Raw genomic sequence first — 21,368 nt, 5'->3', positions numbered from 1 at the left:
ATACTAAAACTGAAAAGTTTACAGAATCAGAAGAAATCTGATTTAAAAAACTCTACCCCATACCATTTTCAAAAATTTTCCTGCCGGAAGACTTGTTGTAATTTTAATATCTTCTAACAATGAAGTCTCTTCATCCAAAAACTTTAAAATCTTGATTACTTTATTCTTTTCAAATAATCTTGAAAACAAGGAAGCACCTATATGATTTTGTTGAAATAATAGATCGATAAACAATAAATCATAGTACCAAAACTTAGTTTTCCTACCAAATTTTGATAATTCTGTATTGTTTTTAAGGAATTTAGTAAGCTCGCGAACCTTTTTTGATGTCAAATTAAATGTATATCCTGTACTAGGTTTTGTCCACCCACCGGCAGTACCTATATGTATAATATTTTTAGAATTATGTTTTTCAAATTTATAACATGTCATCGGGATACATCCTTTTTCTTTTTCGGTGATTTCATATGAAATGATCCCTTTTTCTTCTAAGTACTTTATAATTTCATCTTCATATTCTTGTTCTTCCAAAAGATCTTCTGAAAACAAAGTATATTCAAACAATGCTTCAGTTTTAGAAATGGGTAATACATACATAAACCGAGTATTCTCTTTCTGAGCTACCGTAAAATCCATAAAAGTAGCAGTAGTACAATCAAATACAGGTTCTGAAGTTTTGACAAACCATCCCACAAAATGCTGGTTTAAAACTGGGTATTTTTTCTGACTCTCATATTCTCGCGATAGTAGTATACTATTAAAAACTTTATCTCCAAGGTAGATACTTTGATTTGTTTCAACTTTTACAATACTTCCTTCATCGGTTAAAGAAGTAATTTTTTCCTGAGTAATCGTGATATTTGGTTTTTGTTCTAAAGTTTCTAAAACAAAACTGTAAAAATCTTTACTTCTGATCAATTTATATTGATAAGGAGAAATATTTGTTTCAGACGAAAACGTTTCACTTCCGAAGTAAATTTTATTCCACTTTTTACTTATGATGGTATCCCAAATCCCTTCGCCTTGTTCCCAAAAACACCAGGTACGATCATTCTTATTCTTTATTTCTTTATCAATAAGTAGAATCTCCTTCTCATCAAAAAAAGGATCTAAGACCATATGATATGCCAGCATCAACCCTGAAGCACCTGAACCTGCAATGATGTAATCGTATTTTTGCATCTAAACAAATAAAAAGATGGTAAAAAAGACCAATATAGCGATAAAAATATGTAGTGAAATTTTGAAATGAAAAGCTTTTATAATTTTTTGTAAAAAAACATGTGCGACAAATCCTGTAAACAGCCAGCCAATATAATTTTGTAGCGGAATTACCCCACCTTCAAATTCCCAAAAATCAAATCGAGGGGCAGACATTTCGATACAAGTATCTAAGCCAACCATTAAAACAGCTCCAATTGCAGAAGTAATGAATAGGTTATCATGCACCTTTTGAGCTATAGCAGCAGAACTATAGGTTAAAATCACCCAATTTACACCAATGATTAAAGGCACTCCACAAATCTTATAGCCCAAGTTTTTTCCGTACTCATAGTTTCCAAAGATTAAATCATAATTCACACCTAGATACTCTGTAATCATTCCAATACCAAAAGGAATCATTAATGCTAAAATCAAAGTGCGATTGAAATTAGTATCCCAAAGGATCAAAAACAAATAAATTAAAAGGTGTAATGGCGTCAAAGGTAAAAACCAATCTTCATAACCTATTAGAATGCCTATAATTCCCGAAATATTAAATATCCAAATAATGGTTATTATGAAAAATTGTCTTTTTTTATCCGAATTCATTTGTGTTTATAATCTATTATCGTTTTGAATCAACTCTGAAACTATTTTTCCTGATAGTAAACATAACGGAATGCCTCCGCCAGGGTGTACACTTCCTCCACAGAAATATAGATTTCTAATACTTCGAGAAAAATTAGGATGTCTTAAAAAAGCTGCATACTTATTATTACTAGATGATCCATATAATGAACCTTGGTATGATTGCGTTTTACTTTCTATTGTTCTTGGGTCCAGAATTTCTTCAAATTCTATTAAATTTTTTATATCAACTCCCAGAATACGAGATATTTTTTTTGTTATATTTTCTCTTGATTTTGCAATAATATTATCCCAATCTTGCCCTTCATTACCTGGTACATTAATCATTACAAACCAGTTTTCGCAGCCTTGAGGAGCATCTTGACATTCGTTTTTGGAACTGATATTTATATATATTGTTGGGTCATCTGTGACCTGTTTTTTATCGAATATAAATTCGAATTCTTTTTTATAATCATTAGAAAAAAATATATTGTGTAAATCGAGTTCTGAACAAATCCTACGGATACCCCAGTAAAAAATTAATGCAGAGCTGGATCTTTGTTGTTTCAAAATTTTTCCTGGAGGTTTTTGATTAGGAAGAAGTTTACTATATGTTGATACAATATCCATATTAGAAATCACAACATCTGCCTTAATTTCTTTATCATTTACAAGAACACCTTCTACGTTATTATTCTTAACAATAATTTGCTCAACCTTTTCTCCAAAATGGAAACGCACTCCTAGATCTAATGCTAATCTATATAAACTTCTTGCAATACTGTACATTCCCCCTTTAGGAAAAAAAGTGCCATAATGTTGTTCTAAATGCGGAATCATCGACATAATTCCTGGAGTTCGATAAGGAGAAGATCCATTATAGGTAGCAAATCGATCAAAAAGTTGAATTAACTTGGGATCTTTAAACCTTTTTGTATTCACCTTATGCAATGAAGTATTAATCTCTAATGTGCTAATTCCTGCTATCGCTTTTAATGTATCTATGGATAGATAAGTTGATAATTTATGTAATGATTTTTCTAAAAACAGAGAAGTAGTCAGGTCATATTTCTTCTTGCTCTTTTCAAAATAATTAATAATATCAATAGCGTCAACATCAAAAGTCATTGCAGCTTTTTCAGCAAATTTTTCTTTATCGGCAAATGCTGTAAAACGAGTATTATCTTCATAAAAGTAATTACAAATAATTTCTTTCCTTTCGTACTCAAAATAATCTGATCTCTGTTTTTTAGAAACTGTAAAAAGCTCCTCTATCATTTGTGGCATAGTAAACAAAGATGGACCACAATCAAAACGATAACCATTTTCACTAATTTCAGTTAATTTACCTCCAGGGGTTTTGTTGATTTCAAAAACCTGAACATCAAAACCTTGATTTTTTAGACGTACTGCGGTTGCCAAACCAGCAATGCCAGAACCAATAATGAGAGCACTTTTTTTATTCATCATATGCCATAAATGGATATTCAAAATTGAACAATCTGCCGATATTTCATTGGATTTTAAAGCGTTTTTTGTATATATTTAACTTCTGTTATATCACAATGAAACCACTACTAACTCTTCTTTTATTCATTACTCCTCTTGTTTTGATTACAGCACAAGATTTAGCTCAATCCAATACACCTAAAATCATCACAAAACTTAATGTTGGAAATAGCATCAGTTTTAGTTCTAAAAGTATCAAGTTTATCAAAGTAATAGAGGATTCCCGATGCCCTACTGATATTAATTGTATCTGGCCTGGAGAAGTAAAAATAAGTATTGCCCTTTATGAAAAAGATGTTTTGTTAGAAGAACAGGAACTTATTTTTGGTCCTCAAAATATAAATCCAGATCATATTGTAGAAATACTAAACATTGAACAGAAAAGAATATATGGGTATAATATCAGTCCTTACCCTTCAGCAAATGATGCTATTAACCCTTCTGATTATCAATTAGAATTACTTATTAACTAAAGCATTACTTTCTAAATAAATCAACATCAGGTATATTCATTTCTGTAACCAAATTAATTCACTTACTATTTTAAAGTACGTTTTCAAACTTTTTGAAATATAGTTTCATTAAGTTTCCTTTTCTTTGCCTGATGATTTCCAATAAAACCAAAGCACACATAGCTTTATTGAGTGTAAATATGATTTATGGGGCAAACTATCTTATTGCCAAAGGGTTAATGCCAAATAAAATTGAAGCATCTGCATTGGTTTTTCTAAGAATTAGTGGAGCTGGCATTCTATTTTTTGTTTTAAAGTATTTTGTAAAAGAAAAAGTAGAAAGAAAAGATATAGCCCGTCTGGCACTATGTGGTTTATTAGGTGTTGCTACTAATCAGTTCTTTTCTATGAATGGATTGAGCCTTACTTCTCCTGTAGACGCTGCAATTATCATTACTGCAATGCCAATTTTTACTGTGATTATTAGTTATTTTTTACTTAAAGAACCTTTGACACTACAACGCATTCTAGGTATATCCATTGGCGGAGCTGGAGCGGTTCTATTAATTTATTTAGGTAATTCTGGTCTTGGAACAGGTTCTTTATTAGGAAATATCTTTGTTAGCATTAATGCACTGGCTTTTGCATTTTATTTAGTCATTGTAAAACCTCTTATGTCAAAATATAAACCGATTACCGTAATTGTATGGACTTTTTTGTTTGGCTTTATATTTATGTTCCCTTTTTGTATCCAAAAATTAATCCATACAGATTTTCAATCTTTTGATGCCTCTAGCTGGATCTCATTGACTTATGTAGTGATTGGCCCTACTTTTTTTGCCTATTTACTCAATATGTTTGCCTTACAATTTGTAAAACCTACCGTTTCCAGTAGTTATATTTATGTTCAACCCGCGGTTGCTATGATTCTTGTAGCTGTCGTATCATATTTTGTAGTAAACAGTCAATACCAGGGAGATATAACACTTCCTAAACTTTTATGTTGTGTTTTGATTTTTGTTGGTGTGTATTTAATTAGTAGCGGACCTCTAAAATGGATAAAAAAACTAAAAGATTAATGGCAGCCACACCCAGAACTCCCACAAGAGTTTGATGATTTTTTCTTTACAGAAGACAATGAAGGTTTCCAAAAGAACTTTTTAATTAAAAATCCTATTGCTCCTGCAAAAACTAAAATCACCGCTACATTTTGGATAAGAATATTCATAATACCTATAAAGTCGTATAAAGATACTGAAACTTATTTTTTTATTTTAAAATTTGGTACACAATCAATGCAATGCTATATGCTAAAGCACTCATCAATATAAGTTGAGCCATTGGCCATTTCCAACTATTAGTCTCGCGTTTTACAATAGCTAACGTACTCATACATTGCATTGCAAACGCATAAAATAATAATAAAGAGATTCCACTAGCCAAATTAAACAAGGGCCTACCCGTTACAGGGTGAACCTCTGCTGCCATTCTATTTTTTATGGTTTCTTCTTCATCACTCCCTACACTATAAATGGTTGCCAATGTTCCTACAAATACTTCTCTTGCGGCAAATGAGCTAATAATCCCTATTCCTATTTTCCAATCATACCCCAATGGTGCTACCACGGGTTCAATTGCCTTACCAGCATATCCAATAAAAGAATATTCGAGCTTATGTGATGCTATTTTTTGATCTAGTTCTTCCTGAGAAACATCAGGATATTGTGCTGTCACAATTTCTTCGGCTTTACTAAAATTTTCATTGGGTCCAAAACTAGCCAATACCCATAAAATAATTGAAATTGCCAAAATGATTTTTCCAGCTCCAAAAACAAAAGCCTTAGTTTTTTCAATTACATTAATAGCAACGTTTTTAAACAAAGGCACTTTATAGCCAGGCATTTCGATAACAAAATAAGATTTACTTTTTATCTTAAGCAACTTATTGAGCAACCAGGCAGACCCAACGGCAGACCCAAAACCAATAAAATATAAAAGCATTAAGGTAAGACTTTGATAACTGAATATCCAACCTACCTTTTCATCTGGAATAACCAATGCTATAATAATTAAATATACCGGTAATCTTGCCGAACACGTTGTAAAAGGAACAACAAGAATAGTAATTAATCGCTCTTTCCAATTCTCTATATTTCTAGTTGCCATTACTGCAGGAATTGCACACGCTGTCCCAGAAACTAATGGCACTACACTTTTACCACTTAATCCAAAGCGACGCATTACTCTATCCATAAGAAAAACTACACGACTCATGTAGCCACTTTCTTCTAAAATTGAAATAAAAAGAAATAAAAATGCAATCTGAGGAATAAAAATAACAATCCCCCCTAATCCCGGAATGATACCTTCTGTAATAAGATCTACAAATGGACCCGATGGTAATGTTGACTTTGCAGCTTCGCTAAGCCACGCAAAAGCTTCATCGATTAAATCCATTGGATATGAAGACCAATCATATATCGCTTGAAAGATCAACATTAATATCGCAAAGAAAATAAAATATCCCCAGAATTTATGAGTAAGCACTCTATCGAGTCTAGCTCGCATTCCGGTAGCAGCTTTTTCATCTATTGTAAGCCCTTGTTTAAGGACATTATTAATAAACTGATATCTTTTAATGGTTTCTTTTTGCTGTAGTCTTTTGAGTTCACTTTCTGATTTGATTTTAAAATCAGGAGCAATATCCAAGTCTTGTTTATCAAATTTCCTAAAGTTTACATCCTGAGTAATAACTAACCAAAGTTTATACAAGGATTGATTAGGAAATGCTTTTTGTAATCTGTCAAAATACTCTGGAGCAAAAGATAGGGCATTTAAGCAGGATGTTTTGGGTAATGTAGAGTATGATTCTATAAGTTTTTTAAGCTCATCAATTCCTTGACTTTTTCTGGCACTTACTAAAGCTATTTTGGTATTTAGTTCTTTTTCTAATAGCGGAATATCTAGTGAAATTCCTTTTCTACTCATTCGATCTGCCATATTAATCACCAAAATCGTAGGGATTTCAAGATCTTTAATTTGTGTGAACAGCAGTAAATTTCGTTTTAGATTTTCTACATCGCTTACTACAACAGCAACATCTGGAAAATCTTTATCCTTTTTATTTAGAAGGAGTTCTATAACTACATTTTCATCCAGAGAAGACGCATTTAGACTATAGGTTCCTGGTAAATCTAAAATATGAGCTTTTACACCTCGAGATAGTTTACATATTCCTTCTTTTTTCTCTACAGTAATACCAGGGTAATTACCTACTTGCTGATTAAGGCCAGTAAGCAAATTAAAAACAGATGTTTTTCCGGTATTTGGATTTCCAATAAGTGAAACTTTAATTTGCTTAGCCATAAAAAAGAATTGCTACTAAATAATTTGAACTTCTATCTGGGCTGCAATTTCTTTACGGATCGCAAGATGACTACCATTTATATTAAGATACATTGGGCATTGAAAAGGAGCTGTATGCAATAATTCGACCTCATTTCCTGGCAAGCATCCCATTTCTAATAATTTAAGTGGAATAACATCAGACATGATTTCTTTTATCAATGCACGTTGACCTCTTTTGAGAGTAGCAATTGTAGTCTTCAAATGTTTATTTAGATTAATTTTAAACAAGGCAAAAGTAATGTAAATAATCTTATTGAAAAAGCTAAATTTTTCAAAATACAATAATCCAAAAATATGAAGTGTATAATTTTACTTAGTTTCGTTTTTCAGAACAGCTATATCTTCAATCAGCTTATCAATATCTTCTGGATTGGTCCCGTCATAAAATCCACGAATTCGTTTCTTTTTATCTACAAGAACAAAATTTTCTGTATGCACCATATCATAAGCTCCTCCATCGCCATCTGATTTGGCTGCCAAATAAGATTTTCTAGCAAGATCATAGATCTGTTTTTTATCACCGGTAACCAAATTCCATTTTGCATCATTTACTCCTTTCTCTATAGCATATTTTTTTAATCTGGCTACACTATCAATCTGGGGTGTAACAGAATGAGAAAGCAGCAAAACCTCATTATCATCCTTTAATCGTTCTTGTATTTCTTTCATATGTCCTGTCATAATCGGACAAATGGTTTGGCAAGTTGTAAAGAAAAAATCGGCAACATAAATCTTATTCTCATAATTTTGTTGAGTGATCTCTTCTCCGTTTTGATTGGTAAGTTTAAAATCTGCAATTTTATGATACTTGCGAATATATTGCACTGTACTATCCACTAATTCTGCATTTACCATATCTGGTTCATACACAGGCAAAACCTTATTGGGCTTAAGAATAGAATAGATAATAGAAATTATAATAGCTGATAATACAAAAAGTACAACTGCAAAAAATTTATATTTAGAGAAAAACTGAAGCATTGCGAATTATTATGCTGCAAAATTACAAGGATTCTACTTTATTAAAACATTGTTTTTCATTAAAAAAATACTAAATATACCTAACTGCATAGCAGATTTTTTTTATATACCCTTCTAAAAGGTTACTTTTGCGTGATTTAATTTTGAAGAACGACCTATGAGTCCATTTTTTGTAAAAGCTATACAATTACTATTAAGTTTATCTATTCTAATCGTTTTACACGAATTAGGACACTTTATTCCTGCTAAACTATTTAAAACGAGAGTAGAGAAATTTTACTTATTCTTTGATGTAAAATTTTCATTATTCAAGAAAAAAATAGGGGAAACCGTATATGGTATTGGCTGGCTGCCTCTAGGAGGTTATGTAAAGATAGCTGGTATGATAGATGAGAGTATGGATAAAGAGCAAATGGCTGGTCCTCCTCAACCTTGGGAATTTAGATCTAAACCAGCTTGGCAACGATTGATTATTATGCTCGGTGGTGTTACTGTTAATATCATTCTTGGGTTTTTGATTTATATGGCAATAATATTCACTTGGGGAACTAATCATGTAGGTTTTGATGATATGCCAAATGGATTTGCCATCGAAGACTCATTTAAAAAAATGGGGTTTGAAGATGGGGATCGCATCATGAGTGTTAATGGCAAACCTCTTGAAGATGTTACCCAAATTAACCATCACTTATTCATGCGTGATGTAAAAAACATTAGTGTTTTACATCAAAACGGAAGTGAAGAAACTATTCAAATTCCTGAAAATATTGGTACTACAATGTTTGAATCTGGTGTATTAAGGCCTTTCTCCCCTATTAATAAGCCTATTGTAGATAGTACATATCTTGATGTTGCTGTTAAAGCAGGATTTAAAAAAGGAGATAAAATAACACAGGTAGAAGGAAAACCAATACAATATTGGCACGAGTTTAGAAAAACAATCCAAGAAAATAAAGGAAAAACAATCTCTATAGATTATTCAAGAAATGGTGAAACTCATACAACTTCGATAACTCCCAATGAAGATGGGCTCATAGGAATTGTTGTTAGGAATGGATATAAAATTCAGGAAAAACAATATTCTTTTGGAGCGAGTATTACCAAAGGTTTTGATTTTGGATACTGGACATTGCACGATTATATTGCTCAATTTAAATATGTTTTTACAAAAAAGGGAGCTAGTCAGGTAGGAGGATTTGGAGCCATAGGAAATCTATTCCCAGACGCATGGAACTGGAGAGCTTTTTGGGGCACAACTGCTTTTATTTCGATTATATTAGCCTTTATGAACATTTTACCTATTCCTGCATTAGATGGTGGTCATGTAATGTTTTTATTGTATGAAATTATTGCGGGTAGAAAACCAAATGACAAATTTATGGAGTATGCTCAACTAGCAGGGTTTATTCTATTAATTGCATTATTATTATTTGCTAACGGTAATGACATTTATAGGGCAATTTTTAAATAATACCCATTCATCAAAAAAATAGAACTTTCAACAAAGCTTCTATAATTTGATTCTATAAAAATTAAAAAAAGCTATTTCCTATAAAATGGAAATAGCTTTTTTGCATCACTTTGTTTTCTAACGACTAAGAGTATCCGATAGCCCCATCATCCCAACTAAGAACACTGCTACTGTTTAATCTTGCAAAGTTAATTCCACCCCACAGTTCTACCCAGAAACCACCATTTGCATTTTTGGTTTCATTAAAATTCAATTCTTGTACTCCAAAATCTTTTACATCTTTCATAAAATTTATTTTTATTATTAAACATTATTTTTTCTGAAAAATCACATTGCGCACTATCATTTCTCATGGTGCTAAAGTAGAATGGCAATGTCTCAAATCCCGGGATTGCTATTTAAAATTTAATTTAACGTGTGCCTGTATCATAAATTATCTTAACTACACCTTCATTTTTTAACAGCGTCTCAGCATTTGAGATCAACCAGCATTAGATTTACACCAGTTATCCGCAAAGCGGTAAACGTAGTAAGATAATATAAACAGTAAATCAATTAAAAGATGAAAAATTCAACAAATGTAACCGAGTTAACAAGTGTAGAAGTTAAGCATATTAACGGTGGAACAGAACCATATACAACAAGTGTATATGATGATGGATCTCAAAATGGTTGTACAAAACCGGGGCACTTTCCTATTCCTTACCCTACAACACCTATTTTATACTAAGAGATTTTATTTCCTAAAAAAACAAGAGGTAGGCAATCTTTAATTAGGAGATATGATCTTATATAAACCTTCGGCTAAAAATAATTAGTCGGAGGTTTTTGAATTGTAATCATTCTTGAACAAAATGCCATTTTTACATGATGATATCCCTTATTTTATCCAATAGAGGAAAAATAATTCTAAAAAATCGAAAAAATCTTTTCGAGATATAAAAAATAGTATATATTTGCACTCGCAAAAAGAGAAAAACGCTCTATATTTGCAAAAATAAATTCCTCCTTAGCTCAGTTGGTTAGAGCATTTGACTGTTAATCAAAGGGTCCTTGGTTCGAGCCCAAGAGGGGGAGCAAAAGTCCGGCAGCAATGTTGGACTTTTTTGTTTTTAAACCCTATTATTATTGGATTTCTGTACTTCTTAAATAATCCATCTATAATCTAAATTTATTTTCTTATCTAAACAAAAAAGAGACCAATTAGATCCCCTAGCTGGCACAAGTTTGCAACTTGTGCCTTTATAATATGCATCTCATCCTGAAAAAGTTTAAATATTTACTAATATCCTGACAAACTTTGAGGGCACCAGAAACATTCTGGCGGCAGCGGGGAAGAGCAGGTTTAAACATTATAAAAAATTAACCAATCTGTTTCGTAACAACGGATAAGTATTTTGCTTCACTATCTAAATAATTTTGTTCCAAATTTTCTAGAAAACCATTCAAGTTTTTGTATTCTTTTTCTAGAGTAAATTCATCTGTTCCTAAGCCGTCATAACCATTCCAATGAATATGCTCATCATAAACCCAAATTTCATTTTCATTATATATTGAAATATCCATTGATAAAGTATGGATTTGGTTGTTTATAAGATTAGGTAATTCACAACTAAAATAAATCTCAAGTGCCGGTTTCTTTAATTGAACATCAATAAAATATATCCTATAACTATAGTCTGTAGATTTGAAATAATCTTTGCTATGGATGTAATTATTTAATTTTAAAAGATGGCTATCAATGATTGCTATATTTTTTAAAAAACCTAAAGTATAATCTATATTTTTTTCCATTAAATTTATTGTTTGGGAAATTTTCCTGATCGCGCGGATTTGCAACCGTGCTAATATTATCTATAAGCAAATGTAAAACTAACTAGTTTCGTTTTTAGGAATTGACAAATTTTATTAAAACCCAAATTAATCAAAAAAGACAGTCACTAGAATGCGACTGCCTTTTTATTATCTGTATAACTGTTACTGCTTACTCATACTTGACACGGATTACAAATCCTAGCTATCTGGTTTAGAAACAATCCTCTTTTAAAATTTAAAAAACCAGCCACAAATTAATGTAACTGATCTTTACTTTTATTTATTACTCATACCCAGCACAGAAAACATTTCTGCGCTATCATATCCGAGCGATCGGGTTTCTAACCATTAGTTATTTCGATATTCACTACAGAATCGCTTTCAAATTTAATTGTCATTGTTCCTGTATTTATTCCTTTTCCTGTAACACCTAACTGGTAATAATATTTATTATTTGTTTCAGAGTCAGGTTTGCCAAGTAAATTCAAGATATAACCTTTACTAACACCTTCTAATTCATATTTACTTAATAAATCTTTATGCATTAACCACCTTGTATTCGGTGTTGTTTCTGTTTCTTCCCAATTCTTCCACTCGGTAGAATTAAAATCTTTTTGCTTACCACAACCAACTGCAAAAAGCAGTATAGCTACAAATGACAATATTTTAACTCGGTTCATAATTCTAATTTTTCTTTTCTTTTTCTAAGGATTTTCTATCAGCACTATTCATACCGTATCGATTTAACGTTTTTAGAGTCTTTATGGCTGTATTATATTGCTCCTGTGTTATTTTTGTTCTTGATATAGTGATATTTCCATCTTTATCAGTAGTAGCTGTAAAAAGGCCTTCATTTAATTGAACACCCAATGCTGCAACTGTTGCTTCATATTCAGTAGCTCCTTCTCCTAAATCCGTTCCAATTTGACGCCCTATCTCATTATTTAAGAAGTCTACAACACTATCAGCTCCTGAAAGATTATCTGGCGCAGGTTGTGTAAAATCTACAAAAGCAGTTGCACCCATTTCTACTCCTTCGTGTGCATTCCCAATATTATTAGCAGCTTCTTCTCCGTAATTACTGGTAATTGTAGCAATCCAAGTTGCGTGCCTCAATGCGTTTCTTTCAGAACCTTCTCCTACTGATAGATTACCATTAGATGCTGCGTGTCGTGCTATTCTTCCTGTTACAGAAGATATATTTGTTCCTCCCCGTTCAACAGAACCTACATTACTTGTAGCAATTGGGTGTCTAGCAACAACTGTAGCAGTAGCTGCATTCATTTGCAAACCAGTTGGGTGGTTATTTCTAATTACTGGCTTTCCATAAACTCTATTTGGTGTATGTATAGATAACCTTTCGGCACCCTCTAATTCAATTCCGTCAATAACTCTATTCTCAGAAAAGTTGTATTGCGACTGGTAAGCATACTCTTGAGCTAAAGGGTCAATATTATGAAATCTCGCTAAAGTAGGATTGTAAAAACGATATTTAAATTCTAACCAGTTTAAATCAAGGTCTTCGTGAAGTTCTTGCCCTTGGAAAGTTTTATGGTTATTCTCTGTACCAATAATCACATTATTATATCCTTTGTGTTCGAGCCCAAAAGGATAATAATTCGATTCTTCGATGATTTCTACATTTCCTGTAGCATCATTTTTGGTATAACTTAAACGTACATTATTAAGATGATCTTTGTATTGGTATACATATCGATACCCCTCGACTCCGCTCAGGGTGACAGTCGGTGTTGCATATCCTTCAGGCGTAGACATATACTGTAATTGGTCATTCTTATAGATATAATTCCCAACATACTCCGTTTCTGTTAAAGAACTTCCATCATTCACAATCTTTTTCATTTTTGATCCTGTGGCATTGTAAATATAAGTAATATTTCCTGTTCCTTGTCCATTGGAAATAGAAACTGTTTTGGGTAGATTCAAATGGTTATACGTAATCCCTGTAATATCTTTGTTACGATCTATGACCATATTACCATTGTCATCATAGGTAAAATCATCATTGGTATTGGTACCATCCTTAAATCCAAATGAAGTATTTCCTGTATCTGCAACTTTTAGGAGTCTGTTTCCTGCATCATAGGTATATCCTAAATTATCCATCATTCCAAAATGCTCTAATTTTGTAGGATCTATATTTTCTACAATAGCTCCTGTTCTTTGTAAGGATAGAATATTCCCCATTTTGTCATAGGAGATATTACTTAAGTTGTACCTACCATCATTACTAATACCACTTGTGATTCTATTTAGAGCATCATACGTATAATTATAGCTTCTAGTTACATTATCATTAGCCGTTTGCCATGATGTTGTAGCGATATTACCATTGTATAAGGGATTTATTCCTGTGTTATACTCTAGAGCAAAACCAAACAAATCTCCATTGGCTGTTGTGCCCTCGTTTATGGTTTTTAGCCAACCTCTTATGTTATAGGTGTAATCTACGGTTTGTAACCCTTCGACTACGCTCAGGGTTCCATCGCCTGCACTGAGCGGAGTCGAAGTGCCACCCACGTTCTTTTGTTTCAGTTGTCCAAGGGCATCATAGACATTACTTACAATCTGCTCGGTATCCTGGGTATTGATCTGTTGGGTTTGAGTAAGGAGTCTCCCCATATGATCATAGGTAAACTTATCTACTGTTACTATAGGAGCATTACTTCCTTTAGTATGTGTGGTTTTGGTTTCTTCTACTTTACCCACAAAATCCAGTTTGCTTTCTATAACATCGGTTGTGTTTAGATATGTATTCTTGCTCGCTACATATATGGGCCTAGATTTATCATCATAATAGGTTACAGTAGTAATCCAATCATTGGTGTCTAATATCCTCACTTTGCTTCCTGTAGGTAAAGATTTGATATTGGTATCAATCGTTTTTCCGTATACAGTTCCCGGATTTGTTAATCCATCTACGTCAAAGGTGTAATCATCATAGTAATTAATGGTAAGTACTTTATAAATACTTATCGGATATGCATCTTTGGTATAATATACCGGTGTACCTGCAATGGTAATTGGGCTTGTTGTTTTGGTTTCGTAAGTTTCATAAGTAGATGAACTGGTTTTGTTGCGTAGCAAAGCCTCTGTACTTCCATTCTCTATAAGACCTGTATACGCTACTCTACCAAAAGCATCATATTTAGTGAACAACCATCTACTTTTTGCTCTTAGATTTGCATCCTGGGTAAGTACGGGTTGATCTAATGTGTTGTAAATAATATACTCCCATCCTTTTCCCGGGATTTTCTTTTCTATTAATCTATTTCTGTGATCGTATGTGTATTGGTAACACAATTCGGAAAGCTCTGTGGTACTTACTCCATCTGCGGTGTTCACTTTTGGTGGAATCACATAGGTAAGATTACCATAGCGATCATAGACATAATAGGCATCATGTGCTTGACCCCCTCCGGCTGCGCCACCTCCACCTGAAGAGGTGGAGGAGTTATTGTAGGTTCTCTTCAGGATTACTCTACCTTGTTTGTCTTTATATTCTTTGGTCGTATGTAAATCTCCATCTGCGGGTGTCCAATTCTCGTCTTTGGTGATGGTTACCACTAATTGATTGGGAGCATAATGATTGTTTTGTACCAGTTCTGGCTTTTCGGTATCACCTCCTGTAAAGGTTACAGTAAAATTCACTACTTCGTTAACTATATTAGTACCCCAGTCAAATTTGATCGTATGATCGGTATCGCTGTTGGGATCAGCTTTCCATGCTTTTCATGGGGCACCTTGTTCTGTAACTCTATTTAGAGGAGAAGCCTCAAACACACTTTCACTATAAGCATTAACATCTCCCAGATTGGTCGTGATCCCTGGAAAGTCATCTGGATACGTATTCTTATAATACGCATTGATATCAATATTGACATCTACGGTTTTATAACTCCCCACGGTATTGTTCGCCTCAAAAGGAAGATATTGCTTGGCTTGTCTACCATAGGCGTCATACTGCATATGGGTAACGATATCTTTACCATCGGGAGAGGCTTTAATCGCTCTTTGTTGTATGGGTCTTCCCAGACCATCATAGTAGGTAACACTCTCGATGGTGTTATCTACATCATTGGCATTGGCACAACTCACATTTTCCATATCAGCTATCGTTACTGCAGTTTGAGGAACCGTGGTATGGACATAATTCTTATCGGATAATACTACCTGGGCCTGTATCTGCAATCCCATAAGTAGTCCTATGATACTATATATAATTTTATTGTTTATCATCTTACTTGTACTATAATTTGTTTTCCTGTTACAATAATAGAAGATGCCAGTTTCATTTTTCGGGACTGGGAAAATTTTATGTCATTTTTTTTGAATCCGAAAACAGGTGTCAGAAGTTCTATGCTTTTAGGCTCTCGAACCTCAGGTTTCTGACACTTGATTATTTTGTAACAAGTTCTGGAAACATGACTGATGAAATTATAATGGAGTATATCAAGAATCAAAATTTAGAGTGAGAAGATGGTAATTTCGAGATTGGCGGATCTTAAGCCGACTTAAAGTCGGTTTCCAAATCTACCGGCTTCAAGCCGATAGTAATTTTATTTTTTTACTACTTTATCGAGTTGTAATTTAGTCTTACTTCCATCGATATTTGTATACAATAATTCAATAAAACCATATTCAGTATTAAAAAGTGAAGTTAATTTGGTTTCACCTAGCCTACTTGTTGCTGTGGCATCAATAGTATAACACTCTAATGTACCAAAAACCGTATGTATCTTCTTTTTATCCGTTATTTCATAAACATACTTATTTTCAATTCCTCCCTTCCAGGTTAACCATCTTTTGTCTGCCCAAGAATCTCCTATCTCCAAATTCCATTTCCATGTATTTCCAACTTCAAAAGGAGTTTGTATGTACGGAAATGGATTTAACTCAAGAATCCTAAAATATTTATCCCTTGGTGGATGCATCCATACGTTTTTTTCATTTTCTATAATACCCGAAATTGAATTAAAAGCTGATAATTCACCCTTTGTTACGTAGCTATATTGAGCAACTGTTTGATTATAATCTGGATCGTATTGTATCATAGCTTTCAACCCCTCTTTTATCTCAATTTTAACCTCTTGAATGGTGTTTTCATCTATTGAGTCAGCAGAAACAAACTTCCAGGAATGCCTCCAGTCGCCTATTGATGGATCTTCTTTAAAATAGTATTTGCTATTATTTTTTGTAATATGTTCATAAGAATATATAAATGATGTGTTTTTTGTGTAGATAGTATTGTTATCTGTATACCTAGTAAGTTTAACATTTGTAGCATCAAATACTTCAACAAATACACCTTCTTCCTTAACAAGTTTATAATCCTTATGATTTTTTTCAAAATCTGATTTACAACTTGTCATTACAATGGTTAAGATGAATAATCTTAATACTATTTTCATGACTAGTTTTTTTATTTCTTAATTAGTTTTTATAAGGGTCGTATGTGCAACTTTCTTCAAAATAATACGTTTTACCATCTCGTTTTAAAGGGATACGAGCGTCATTACAAACATATCTAAATTCGCAATCCTTACAAACTTCTATTTTGTCTTTGGGTATATCCCAATATTCCTGAAACGTTTGATTTGAAATAATTGATAGTAAAGATTTTGTTCCTACGTTACCAAAAACTTTATCGGTAAAAGGTGATTGTTGGATATCTCCATTCGGGTTGATCTAATAATGAAATCACTTTAATGACTTCTTTATCTATTTGAAGTCTTTACTCATATTCGACACGGATTACAACCTTAAATCCGCTATTGGGTTTCAACACTATTTAGAGATTGACATGTTTTAACCCTGTAACTTCCTTCTTCTGACTCTTTTCACTCTTCACTTTAAACTTTTATCTTTTCACTCCTAACCTCAAGATTACAAATCCAATAATAATAGGTGATCAGTAACTATATCCCTTTTTGTGACACGATGGTTGTTAAGAAATTCTCTTACATTTTGTTCCTTGGATTTACCTTCTAAGCTTTCTTGCAAATTTTTTCTAGTCAGTTTTCTCAATTCTAAAGGAGCGTATACAGTTTTATAATAGTATGTTCTAAAAATTGGCCAATCAGGTAAAAATCGATTATTCTCTTGATAAACTTGTAACCATTTATTTGATCCTATAAATTCACATGGGTTACCATTAGGAAGAAAAGTAAAGTGAAAAGGATCAATCCAATCTACCTTTTCTATATCAGATAAAATAATTTGTTTGAGATTCTCGGTATTTATAGGACTTGAAGCATAATATAATACTACTTCCATTTTTTGCAGAATGTCAAAAGCCTCAAGTTTGTTAAGACCTGAAAAATGTTTTATCACCTTACGTATGATATGATACTCTTTACTCATTTATTTATTCTTTTTGCATTACAAGAATACAATATCAGCGTACCATTTTCCGGAACGCAATTTTTTTTTGAATAAAATAGTACCATAAAAAACCAATATTGATTGGTTTTAAATCTTTTGCAAAAATATTGTGTTTATTTTATAATGTGTTGTGATTCGTTATACTCAAAGCCTAGAAAGAAGAAAAACGAAAAAAGGACAACCGTAATAAACAACAGCCATAACATGGTAGCTGGTGTAACGGGTCTCAATTCATCTAAAATGTCTTTTAAAAAAGTAGTCATAGTATATTATTTGATAGCAGTTTTTATTCGTTTCATATAAAAAAGGGATGTGAAATTCACATCCCTTTTATTATTCTCAATCCATATTAATGGATTAAATTATAATAAGTATAACCAGCATGGAATGCTACAATAGGTAAAGTCAATAGACCGAACCCACCACTAATATTTGTTAGTTCATTATTACTTAATTCTTCAATTTTATGATTTTTCATTTTTTGAAATTTTAAAATTGAGTTTTCAAATCTTTTACAAGATAAATAATTGTTATTTTAAACTATGTTGTGCCTCGCTATATTGAAATCCTAAGTAAAAGAAAAATATAAAAAGTAAAATACTAATAACAACCAGCCATATAATTTTAGCAGGGGTAATTGTACCTATTGCTTCTGAAAGATTTTTAAGAAAACTCATAATTTATAATATTTTTATTTTAATAAAAACTACTGTGCAGCAGCGTATTGGTATCCGGCATTAAAAAAGAAAGATCCAATAGCAACAGTAAGTGCTAATGCTGGAATAAGACCACCGCCATTAGTGTTAGTTAATTCTTCCGTATTAAGTTCCTGTAAATTTAATTTTTTTGTATTCATTTTGAAAATTTTTAATAATTAATAATTTGATTTTAATTTCTTAAACCTGATTTCGTCAAATCATTTTTAAACTCTGTTTGTTGTCGCAACAACGATAAAAAGAACTGCGCCATTCCTTTTATGCTACAATACTACAAACTCTCCGTACCATTTTCTGGTACGCTGTTGTAAATATGGTATTTTTTAAATATGTTCCGCCATAGGTTGATATGGCTTCTCTTTGGCTTAACTCTCTAGTTACAAATCCAAAACTAAACTTTACTTCTTTTTCATAAACAAAACTCTGCATACCATGATTATACTCTACAGGAGCATTTAAATCTCTCATGGTATCAATAAGTCGGTAAACATTGGTTCTAGAAATCCCTAACCTTGCTGCCAATGCTCCTGGTGATCCCGTTGCCTGTAAGCGAACGAGTTGATCAATTCTTTCTATAAGTTCTATTTGTTTAATAATAACTTTCATATCCCTTTACTTTTATGATGTGTTAATACTTATGATGCGGTCGGGTGTCCGAAATCTGATGCTTGATGTTTTTTAATTTATTAACACCTGACTTCTAAATTCTTACACTTTTTAACTTCTTCCCACCTTTACATTTTATATTTTTCAGTTTTACATTTCTTACTTCTACCCCTGACTTCTTTCTACACTTTTCATTATTCGTTTTACGTTTTTCACTTTTCACAACTAATTCCATTACTTCTAGCTTTTGACTTCCAAATTCTTAAAACTGTCTTCGTCAGTATCTGTCCTGAGCTTGTCGAAGTGCTCAGACTTACAACAGCTACATTTTCACTTTTCACTCTTCACTTATCATTTCCAGCAACTGACTTCAGTCTTCTGACTTTTTTACACTTCAAACTTCTAACACCCGACTTCTAACACCTGACTCCATATTTCTGACTTTTTGTGGCATTTGTTTTTGCCATAGTTCATAGTACTTTTCCTTTTGAGCATATAATACTTTATGGTTTCCTTCTTCGATTACTTCCCCTTTTTCTATGACCACTATTTTATCGGCATTGACTACGGTACTAAGTCTATGAGCGATAATGATGATGGTTTTATCCTGATCTCGTAGGCTTTGCACAGCTCTTTGAATGTAGTTTTCTGATGTGCTATCTAGTGAAGATGTAGCTTCGTCTAATACCAGAACTTCTGGATTTTTATATAATGCTCTGGCGATGGCGATACGTTGCTTTTGTCCTCCTGATAAAGTAGCACCGTTTTCTCCCAAATAGGTGGCAAAACTATTAGGTAAATTTTCTATAAACTCTAAAATTCCGATGGCTTTGCAGACGTCCATAACCCGTTCCATATCAGGTGCAAACTCTCCTACAGCAATATTTTCGATAACATTACCTGCAAAAAGATCTATCTTTTGAGGAACTACACTTACTACATCTCTTAAACTACTATTCTCAATATGTTTTAAATCCTGATCACCAATAGATATTTGTCCTTTTTGGATTGGGTAAATATTTTGTAGTAAAGACATTAAAGTAGATTTTCCAGAACCACTTTCTCCAATAATTGCTGTGATTTTCCCCTTCGGAATATTAAGACTGAAATCTTTAAAAACCTCTACTCTGGATCCATATCTAAATCCTACGTGAGTAAAGTTAATATCACCAACATTCTCTTTTGTGAAGGTTATTTTTTGTGCATCTTCTTCACGCTCCAGATCCATAATCTCAAACAAACGATCAGCTGCGATGAGTGCATTCTGAATTTGTTTGTTAGCACTAATTAACCCAGCAACCGGACTGGTGAAATATCCAATAATCGCATAAAATGCCATGAGTTCTCCAGCGGTAATTTCTTTTTCGATCACAAAATATGAACCACTCCATAATAAAATAATAGTAAACAATTGTGCTATTGTCCCTGTACTCGAAGCTGAAAATACTGTGTTTAAAGCAGATTTATATCCTGTTTTTAATAACCCGATAAAGCGCGTCTCGGTTTTAATATTAGCAAAGTCTTCCAGACCAAATCTCTTGATTGTTCCTACAGAATTTAAAGACTCTACCAGTTGACTCTCCAGATCAGCAGATTTTTCCATGATACCCCGTTCGGTACGTTTATTTAGTTTATTTGTGATGATGTATATGATCGCATACACCGGGATAATGGCCAGCATGATTAATGCTAGTTTCCAATAATAGGTAAACATCAGTCCGAAGGAAAACACAAGAATTAGTACATTAACGGTTAGATTTAAGGCTACTCCATTAATAAAAGCTCTAATTTTTACAGCATCATTAATCCTGGATATAATTTCTCCCACTCTCATAGTATCAAAGAATTGTTGAGGGAGTTTTAGTAAGTGTTTGTAGTACCCCAGAATCAGACGTGAATCAATTTGCTGGCCAGTTTTGATTAGAAAAACATCTTTGTATGCTCCAACGATTAATTGTAAAATTAATAACACAATCATCGTAATCCCCAACAGATTGAGTAACTTGGTACTCGTACCCATGAATACGTGGTCGGTGAGTTTTTGAATATAGATGGAAGTCGAAAATCCAAGTAATGTATAGATAATAGCTCCTACAAAAGCCTGTATAAGTACTCCTTTGTGAGGTTTGAGTAAAAACCAAAAGCGTTTAAAAACAGATACTTTTTCATTAC

23 protein-coding genes and 1 tRNA gene are annotated in these 21,368 nt (G+C 32.7%); 5 read left to right on the top strand and 19 right to left on the bottom strand.

The annotated features are described in order from the left end of the window. Positions 1 to 42: 42 nt before the first annotated feature. From DK442_RS21075 to crtD, 3 genes are read right to left on the bottom strand one after another with little or no spacing between them, the layout of a single operon-like run. The gene (locus DK442_RS21075; protein WP_109437897.1) at positions 43 to 1,182 is read right to left on the bottom strand and encodes a lycopene cyclase family protein; all 1,140 of its coding nucleotides are present in this window, start codon (positions 1,180 to 1,182) and stop codon (positions 43 to 45) included. Beyond that, complete coding sequence (locus DK442_RS21070; protein WP_109437896.1) at positions 1,183 to 1,812, bottom strand: carotenoid biosynthesis protein; 630 nt, start codon at positions 1,810 to 1,812, stop codon at positions 1,183 to 1,185. 6 nt (positions 1,813 to 1,818) lie between these two features. After that, positions 1,819 to 3,303: a 1-hydroxycarotenoid 3,4-desaturase CrtD gene (crtD, locus tag DK442_RS21065; RefSeq protein ID WP_338120333.1), complete on the bottom strand. Its 1,485-nt coding sequence runs from the start codon at positions 3,301 to 3,303 to the stop codon at positions 1,819 to 1,821. 95 nt (positions 3,304 to 3,398) lie between these two features. On the opposite strand from crtD, the gene DK442_RS21060 reads away from it, so the two are divergent. Next, a complete protein-coding gene (locus tag DK442_RS21060) occupies positions 3,399 to 3,815 on the top strand; it encodes a hypothetical protein (protein ID WP_109437894.1) in 417 nt (138 codons plus the stop codon). A 131-nt stretch (positions 3,816 to 3,946) separates the two neighbouring features. Next, the gene (locus tag DK442_RS21055; protein WP_109437893.1) at positions 3,947 to 4,873 is read left to right on the top strand and encodes a DMT family transporter; all 927 of its coding nucleotides are present in this window, start codon (positions 3,947 to 3,949) and stop codon (positions 4,871 to 4,873) included. Here DK442_RS21055 and DK442_RS28530 read toward each other — a convergent pair. The 4 genes from DK442_RS28530 to DK442_RS21040 all read right to left on the bottom strand — a co-directional run bounded on the left by DK442_RS28530 (position 4,870) and on the right by DK442_RS21040 (position 8,183). Then, a complete protein-coding gene (locus tag DK442_RS28530; protein ID WP_200825155.1) occupies positions 4,870 to 5,022 on the bottom strand; it encodes a hypothetical protein in 153 nt (50 codons plus the stop codon). The two genes, DK442_RS21055 and DK442_RS28530, sit on opposite strands and share 4 nt — an antisense overlap. A gap of 41 nt (positions 5,023 to 5,063) precedes the next feature. Continuing rightward, complete coding sequence (gene feoB, locus DK442_RS21050; protein WP_109437892.1) at positions 5,064 to 7,160, bottom strand: ferrous iron transport protein B; 2,097 nt, start codon at positions 7,158 to 7,160, stop codon at positions 5,064 to 5,066. 15 nt (positions 7,161 to 7,175) lie between these two features. Next, on the bottom strand, positions 7,176 to 7,403 hold the full coding sequence (locus DK442_RS21045; protein ID WP_109437960.1) for a FeoA family protein: 228 nt from the start codon (positions 7,401 to 7,403) through the stop codon (positions 7,176 to 7,178). Positions 7,404 to 7,511: 108 nt separating this feature from the next. Beyond that, positions 7,512 to 8,183: an SCO family protein gene (locus DK442_RS21040; RefSeq protein ID WP_109437891.1), complete on the bottom strand. Its 672-nt coding sequence runs from the start codon at positions 8,181 to 8,183 to the stop codon at positions 7,512 to 7,514. Positions 8,184 to 8,340: 157 nt separating this feature from the next. Between DK442_RS21040 and rseP the strand changes: the two genes are divergently transcribed. Further along, positions 8,341 to 9,654 (top strand): RIP metalloprotease RseP, encoded by a 1,314-nt coding sequence (gene rseP, locus DK442_RS21035; protein ID WP_109437890.1) that lies wholly within the window; start codon positions 8,341 to 8,343, stop codon positions 9,652 to 9,654. Between the two features lie 124 nt (positions 9,655 to 9,778). On the opposite strand, the gene DK442_RS28325 is transcribed toward rseP, so the two are convergent. Beyond that, positions 9,779 to 9,940 (bottom strand): hypothetical protein, encoded by a 162-nt coding sequence (locus DK442_RS28325; protein WP_160114280.1) that lies wholly within the window; start codon positions 9,938 to 9,940, stop codon positions 9,779 to 9,781. 276 nt (positions 9,941 to 10,216) lie between these two features. Here DK442_RS28325 and DK442_RS28320 point away from each other — a divergent pair, with 276 nt between their 5' ends. Together DK442_RS28320 and DK442_RS21030 are read left to right on the top strand one after the other, a co-directional pair. Further along, positions 10,217 to 10,384, top strand: coding sequence for a hypothetical protein (locus DK442_RS28320; RefSeq protein ID WP_160114279.1), 168 nt, complete (start codon positions 10,217 to 10,219; stop codon positions 10,382 to 10,384). A gap of 273 nt (positions 10,385 to 10,657) precedes the next feature. Continuing rightward, positions 10,658 to 10,731, top strand: a tRNA-Asn gene (locus DK442_RS21030). A gap of 285 nt (positions 10,732 to 11,016) precedes the next feature. On the opposite strand, the gene DK442_RS21025 is transcribed toward DK442_RS21030, so the two are convergent. From DK442_RS21025 to DK442_RS20975, 11 genes are all read right to left on the bottom strand, one after another. After that, complete coding sequence (locus DK442_RS21025) at positions 11,017 to 11,448, bottom strand: hypothetical protein (RefSeq protein ID WP_109437889.1); 432 nt, start codon at positions 11,446 to 11,448, stop codon at positions 11,017 to 11,019. A gap of 362 nt (positions 11,449 to 11,810) precedes the next feature. Further along, positions 11,811 to 12,149 carry a hypothetical protein gene (locus DK442_RS21020; RefSeq protein ID WP_109437888.1) on the bottom strand — a complete coding sequence of 113 codons (339 nt, stop codon included), beginning with the start codon at positions 12,147 to 12,149 and terminating at the stop codon, positions 11,811 to 11,813. A gap of 4 nt (positions 12,150 to 12,153) precedes the next feature. Then, on the bottom strand, positions 12,154 to 15,141 hold the full coding sequence (locus DK442_RS28675) for an RHS repeat-associated core domain-containing protein (protein ID WP_109437887.1): 2,988 nt from the start codon (positions 15,139 to 15,141) through the stop codon (positions 12,154 to 12,156). An 81-nt stretch (positions 15,142 to 15,222) separates the two neighbouring features. Beyond that, the gene (locus DK442_RS21010) at positions 15,223 to 15,729 is read right to left on the bottom strand and encodes a DUF6443 domain-containing protein (RefSeq protein WP_109437886.1); all 507 of its coding nucleotides are present in this window, start codon (positions 15,727 to 15,729) and stop codon (positions 15,223 to 15,225) included. Between the two features lie 320 nt (positions 15,730 to 16,049). After that, positions 16,050 to 16,901, bottom strand: a complete 852-nt coding sequence (locus DK442_RS21000; protein WP_109437885.1) for a hypothetical protein — start codon at positions 16,899 to 16,901, stop codon at positions 16,050 to 16,052. A gap of 22 nt (positions 16,902 to 16,923) precedes the next feature. Next, positions 16,924 to 17,178: an SPASM domain-containing protein gene (locus DK442_RS28875; protein WP_109437959.1), complete on the bottom strand. Its 255-nt coding sequence runs from the start codon at positions 17,176 to 17,178 to the stop codon at positions 16,924 to 16,926. Positions 17,179 to 17,376: 198 nt separating this feature from the next. After that, positions 17,377 to 17,853, bottom strand: coding sequence for a hypothetical protein (locus DK442_RS20990; RefSeq protein ID WP_109437884.1), 477 nt, complete (start codon positions 17,851 to 17,853; stop codon positions 17,377 to 17,379). A gap of 370 nt (positions 17,854 to 18,223) precedes the next feature. Beyond that, entirely contained in the window at positions 18,224 to 18,352 is a 129-nt protein-coding gene (locus DK442_RS20985) for a bacteriocin (protein ID WP_109437883.1), read from the bottom strand. A 228-nt stretch (positions 18,353 to 18,580) separates the two neighbouring features. Continuing rightward, positions 18,581 to 18,730, bottom strand: a complete 150-nt coding sequence (locus tag DK442_RS28315) for a hypothetical protein (protein ID WP_160114278.1) — start codon at positions 18,728 to 18,730, stop codon at positions 18,581 to 18,583. Between the two features lie 118 nt (positions 18,731 to 18,848). Next, on the bottom strand, positions 18,849 to 19,196 hold the full coding sequence (locus DK442_RS20980; protein WP_109437882.1) for an HTH domain-containing protein: 348 nt from the start codon (positions 19,194 to 19,196) through the stop codon (positions 18,849 to 18,851). Positions 19,197 to 19,590: 394 nt separating this feature from the next. Next, on the bottom strand, positions 19,591 to 21,368 hold a 1,778-nt coding region (locus DK442_RS20975; protein ID WP_109437881.1), incomplete at its 5' end, for a peptidase domain-containing ABC transporter.

Source organism: Aquimarina sp. AU119 (assembly GCF_900312735.1).
In the GTDB taxonomy this organism is placed as follows: domain Bacteria; phylum Bacteroidota; class Bacteroidia; order Flavobacteriales; family Flavobacteriaceae; genus Aquimarina; species Aquimarina algiphila.
The sequence above is the reverse complement of the archived record's forward strand: the minus strand, read 5'-3'. Positions and strand labels throughout refer to the sequence as shown.

Bases quoted from the DNA above. Each gene is read 5' to 3' on its own strand.
- DK442_RS21075 (WP_109437897.1), bottom strand. From the start codon at position 1,182: ATGCAAAAATACGATTACATCATTGCAGGTTCAGGTGCTTCAGGGTTG.
- DK442_RS21070 (WP_109437896.1), bottom strand. From the start codon at position 1,812: ATGAATTCGGATAAAAAAAGACAATTTTTCATAATAACCATTATTTGG.
- crtD (WP_338120333.1), bottom strand. From the start codon at position 3,303: ATGATGAATAAAAAAAGTGCTCTCATTATTGGTTCTGGCATTGCTGGT.
- DK442_RS21060 (WP_109437894.1), top strand. From the start codon at position 3,399: ATGAAACCACTACTAACTCTTCTTTTATTCATTACTCCTCTTGTTTTG.
- DK442_RS21055 (WP_109437893.1), top strand. From the start codon at position 3,947: ATGATTTCCAATAAAACCAAAGCACACATAGCTTTATTGAGTGTAAAT.
- DK442_RS28530 (WP_200825155.1), bottom strand. From the start codon at position 5,022: ATGAATATTCTTATCCAAAATGTAGCGGTGATTTTAGTTTTTGCAGGA.
- feoB (WP_109437892.1), bottom strand. From the start codon at position 7,160: ATGGCTAAGCAAATTAAAGTTTCACTTATTGGAAATCCAAATACCGGA.
- DK442_RS21040 (WP_109437891.1), bottom strand. From the start codon at position 8,183: ATGCTTCAGTTTTTCTCTAAATATAAATTTTTTGCAGTTGTACTTTTT.
- rseP (WP_109437890.1), top strand. From the start codon at position 8,341: ATGAGTCCATTTTTTGTAAAAGCTATACAATTACTATTAAGTTTATCT.
- DK442_RS28325 (WP_160114280.1), bottom strand. From the start codon at position 9,940: ATGAAAGATGTAAAAGATTTTGGAGTACAAGAATTGAATTTTAATGAA.
- DK442_RS28320 (WP_160114279.1), top strand. From the start codon at position 10,217: ATGAAAAATTCAACAAATGTAACCGAGTTAACAAGTGTAGAAGTTAAG.
- DK442_RS21025 (WP_109437889.1), bottom strand. From the start codon at position 11,448: ATGGAAAAAAATATAGATTATACTTTAGGTTTTTTAAAAAATATAGCA.
- DK442_RS21020 (WP_109437888.1), bottom strand. From the start codon at position 12,149: ATGAACCGAGTTAAAATATTGTCATTTGTAGCTATACTGCTTTTTGCA.
- DK442_RS21010 (WP_109437886.1), bottom strand. From the start codon at position 15,729: ATGATAAACAATAAAATTATATATAGTATCATAGGACTACTTATGGGA.
- DK442_RS21000 (WP_109437885.1), bottom strand. From the start codon at position 16,901: ATGAAAATAGTATTAAGATTATTCATCTTAACCATTGTAATGACAAGT.
- DK442_RS20990 (WP_109437884.1), bottom strand. From the start codon at position 17,853: ATGAGTAAAGAGTATCATATCATACGTAAGGTGATAAAACATTTTTCA.
- DK442_RS20985 (WP_109437883.1), bottom strand. From the start codon at position 18,352: ATGAAAAATCATAAAATTGAAGAATTAAGTAATAATGAACTAACAAAT.
- DK442_RS28315 (WP_160114278.1), bottom strand. From the start codon at position 18,730: ATGAATACAAAAAAATTAAATTTACAGGAACTTAATACGGAAGAATTA.
- DK442_RS20980 (WP_109437882.1), bottom strand. From the start codon at position 19,196: ATGAAAGTTATTATTAAACAAATAGAACTTATAGAAAGAATTGATCAA.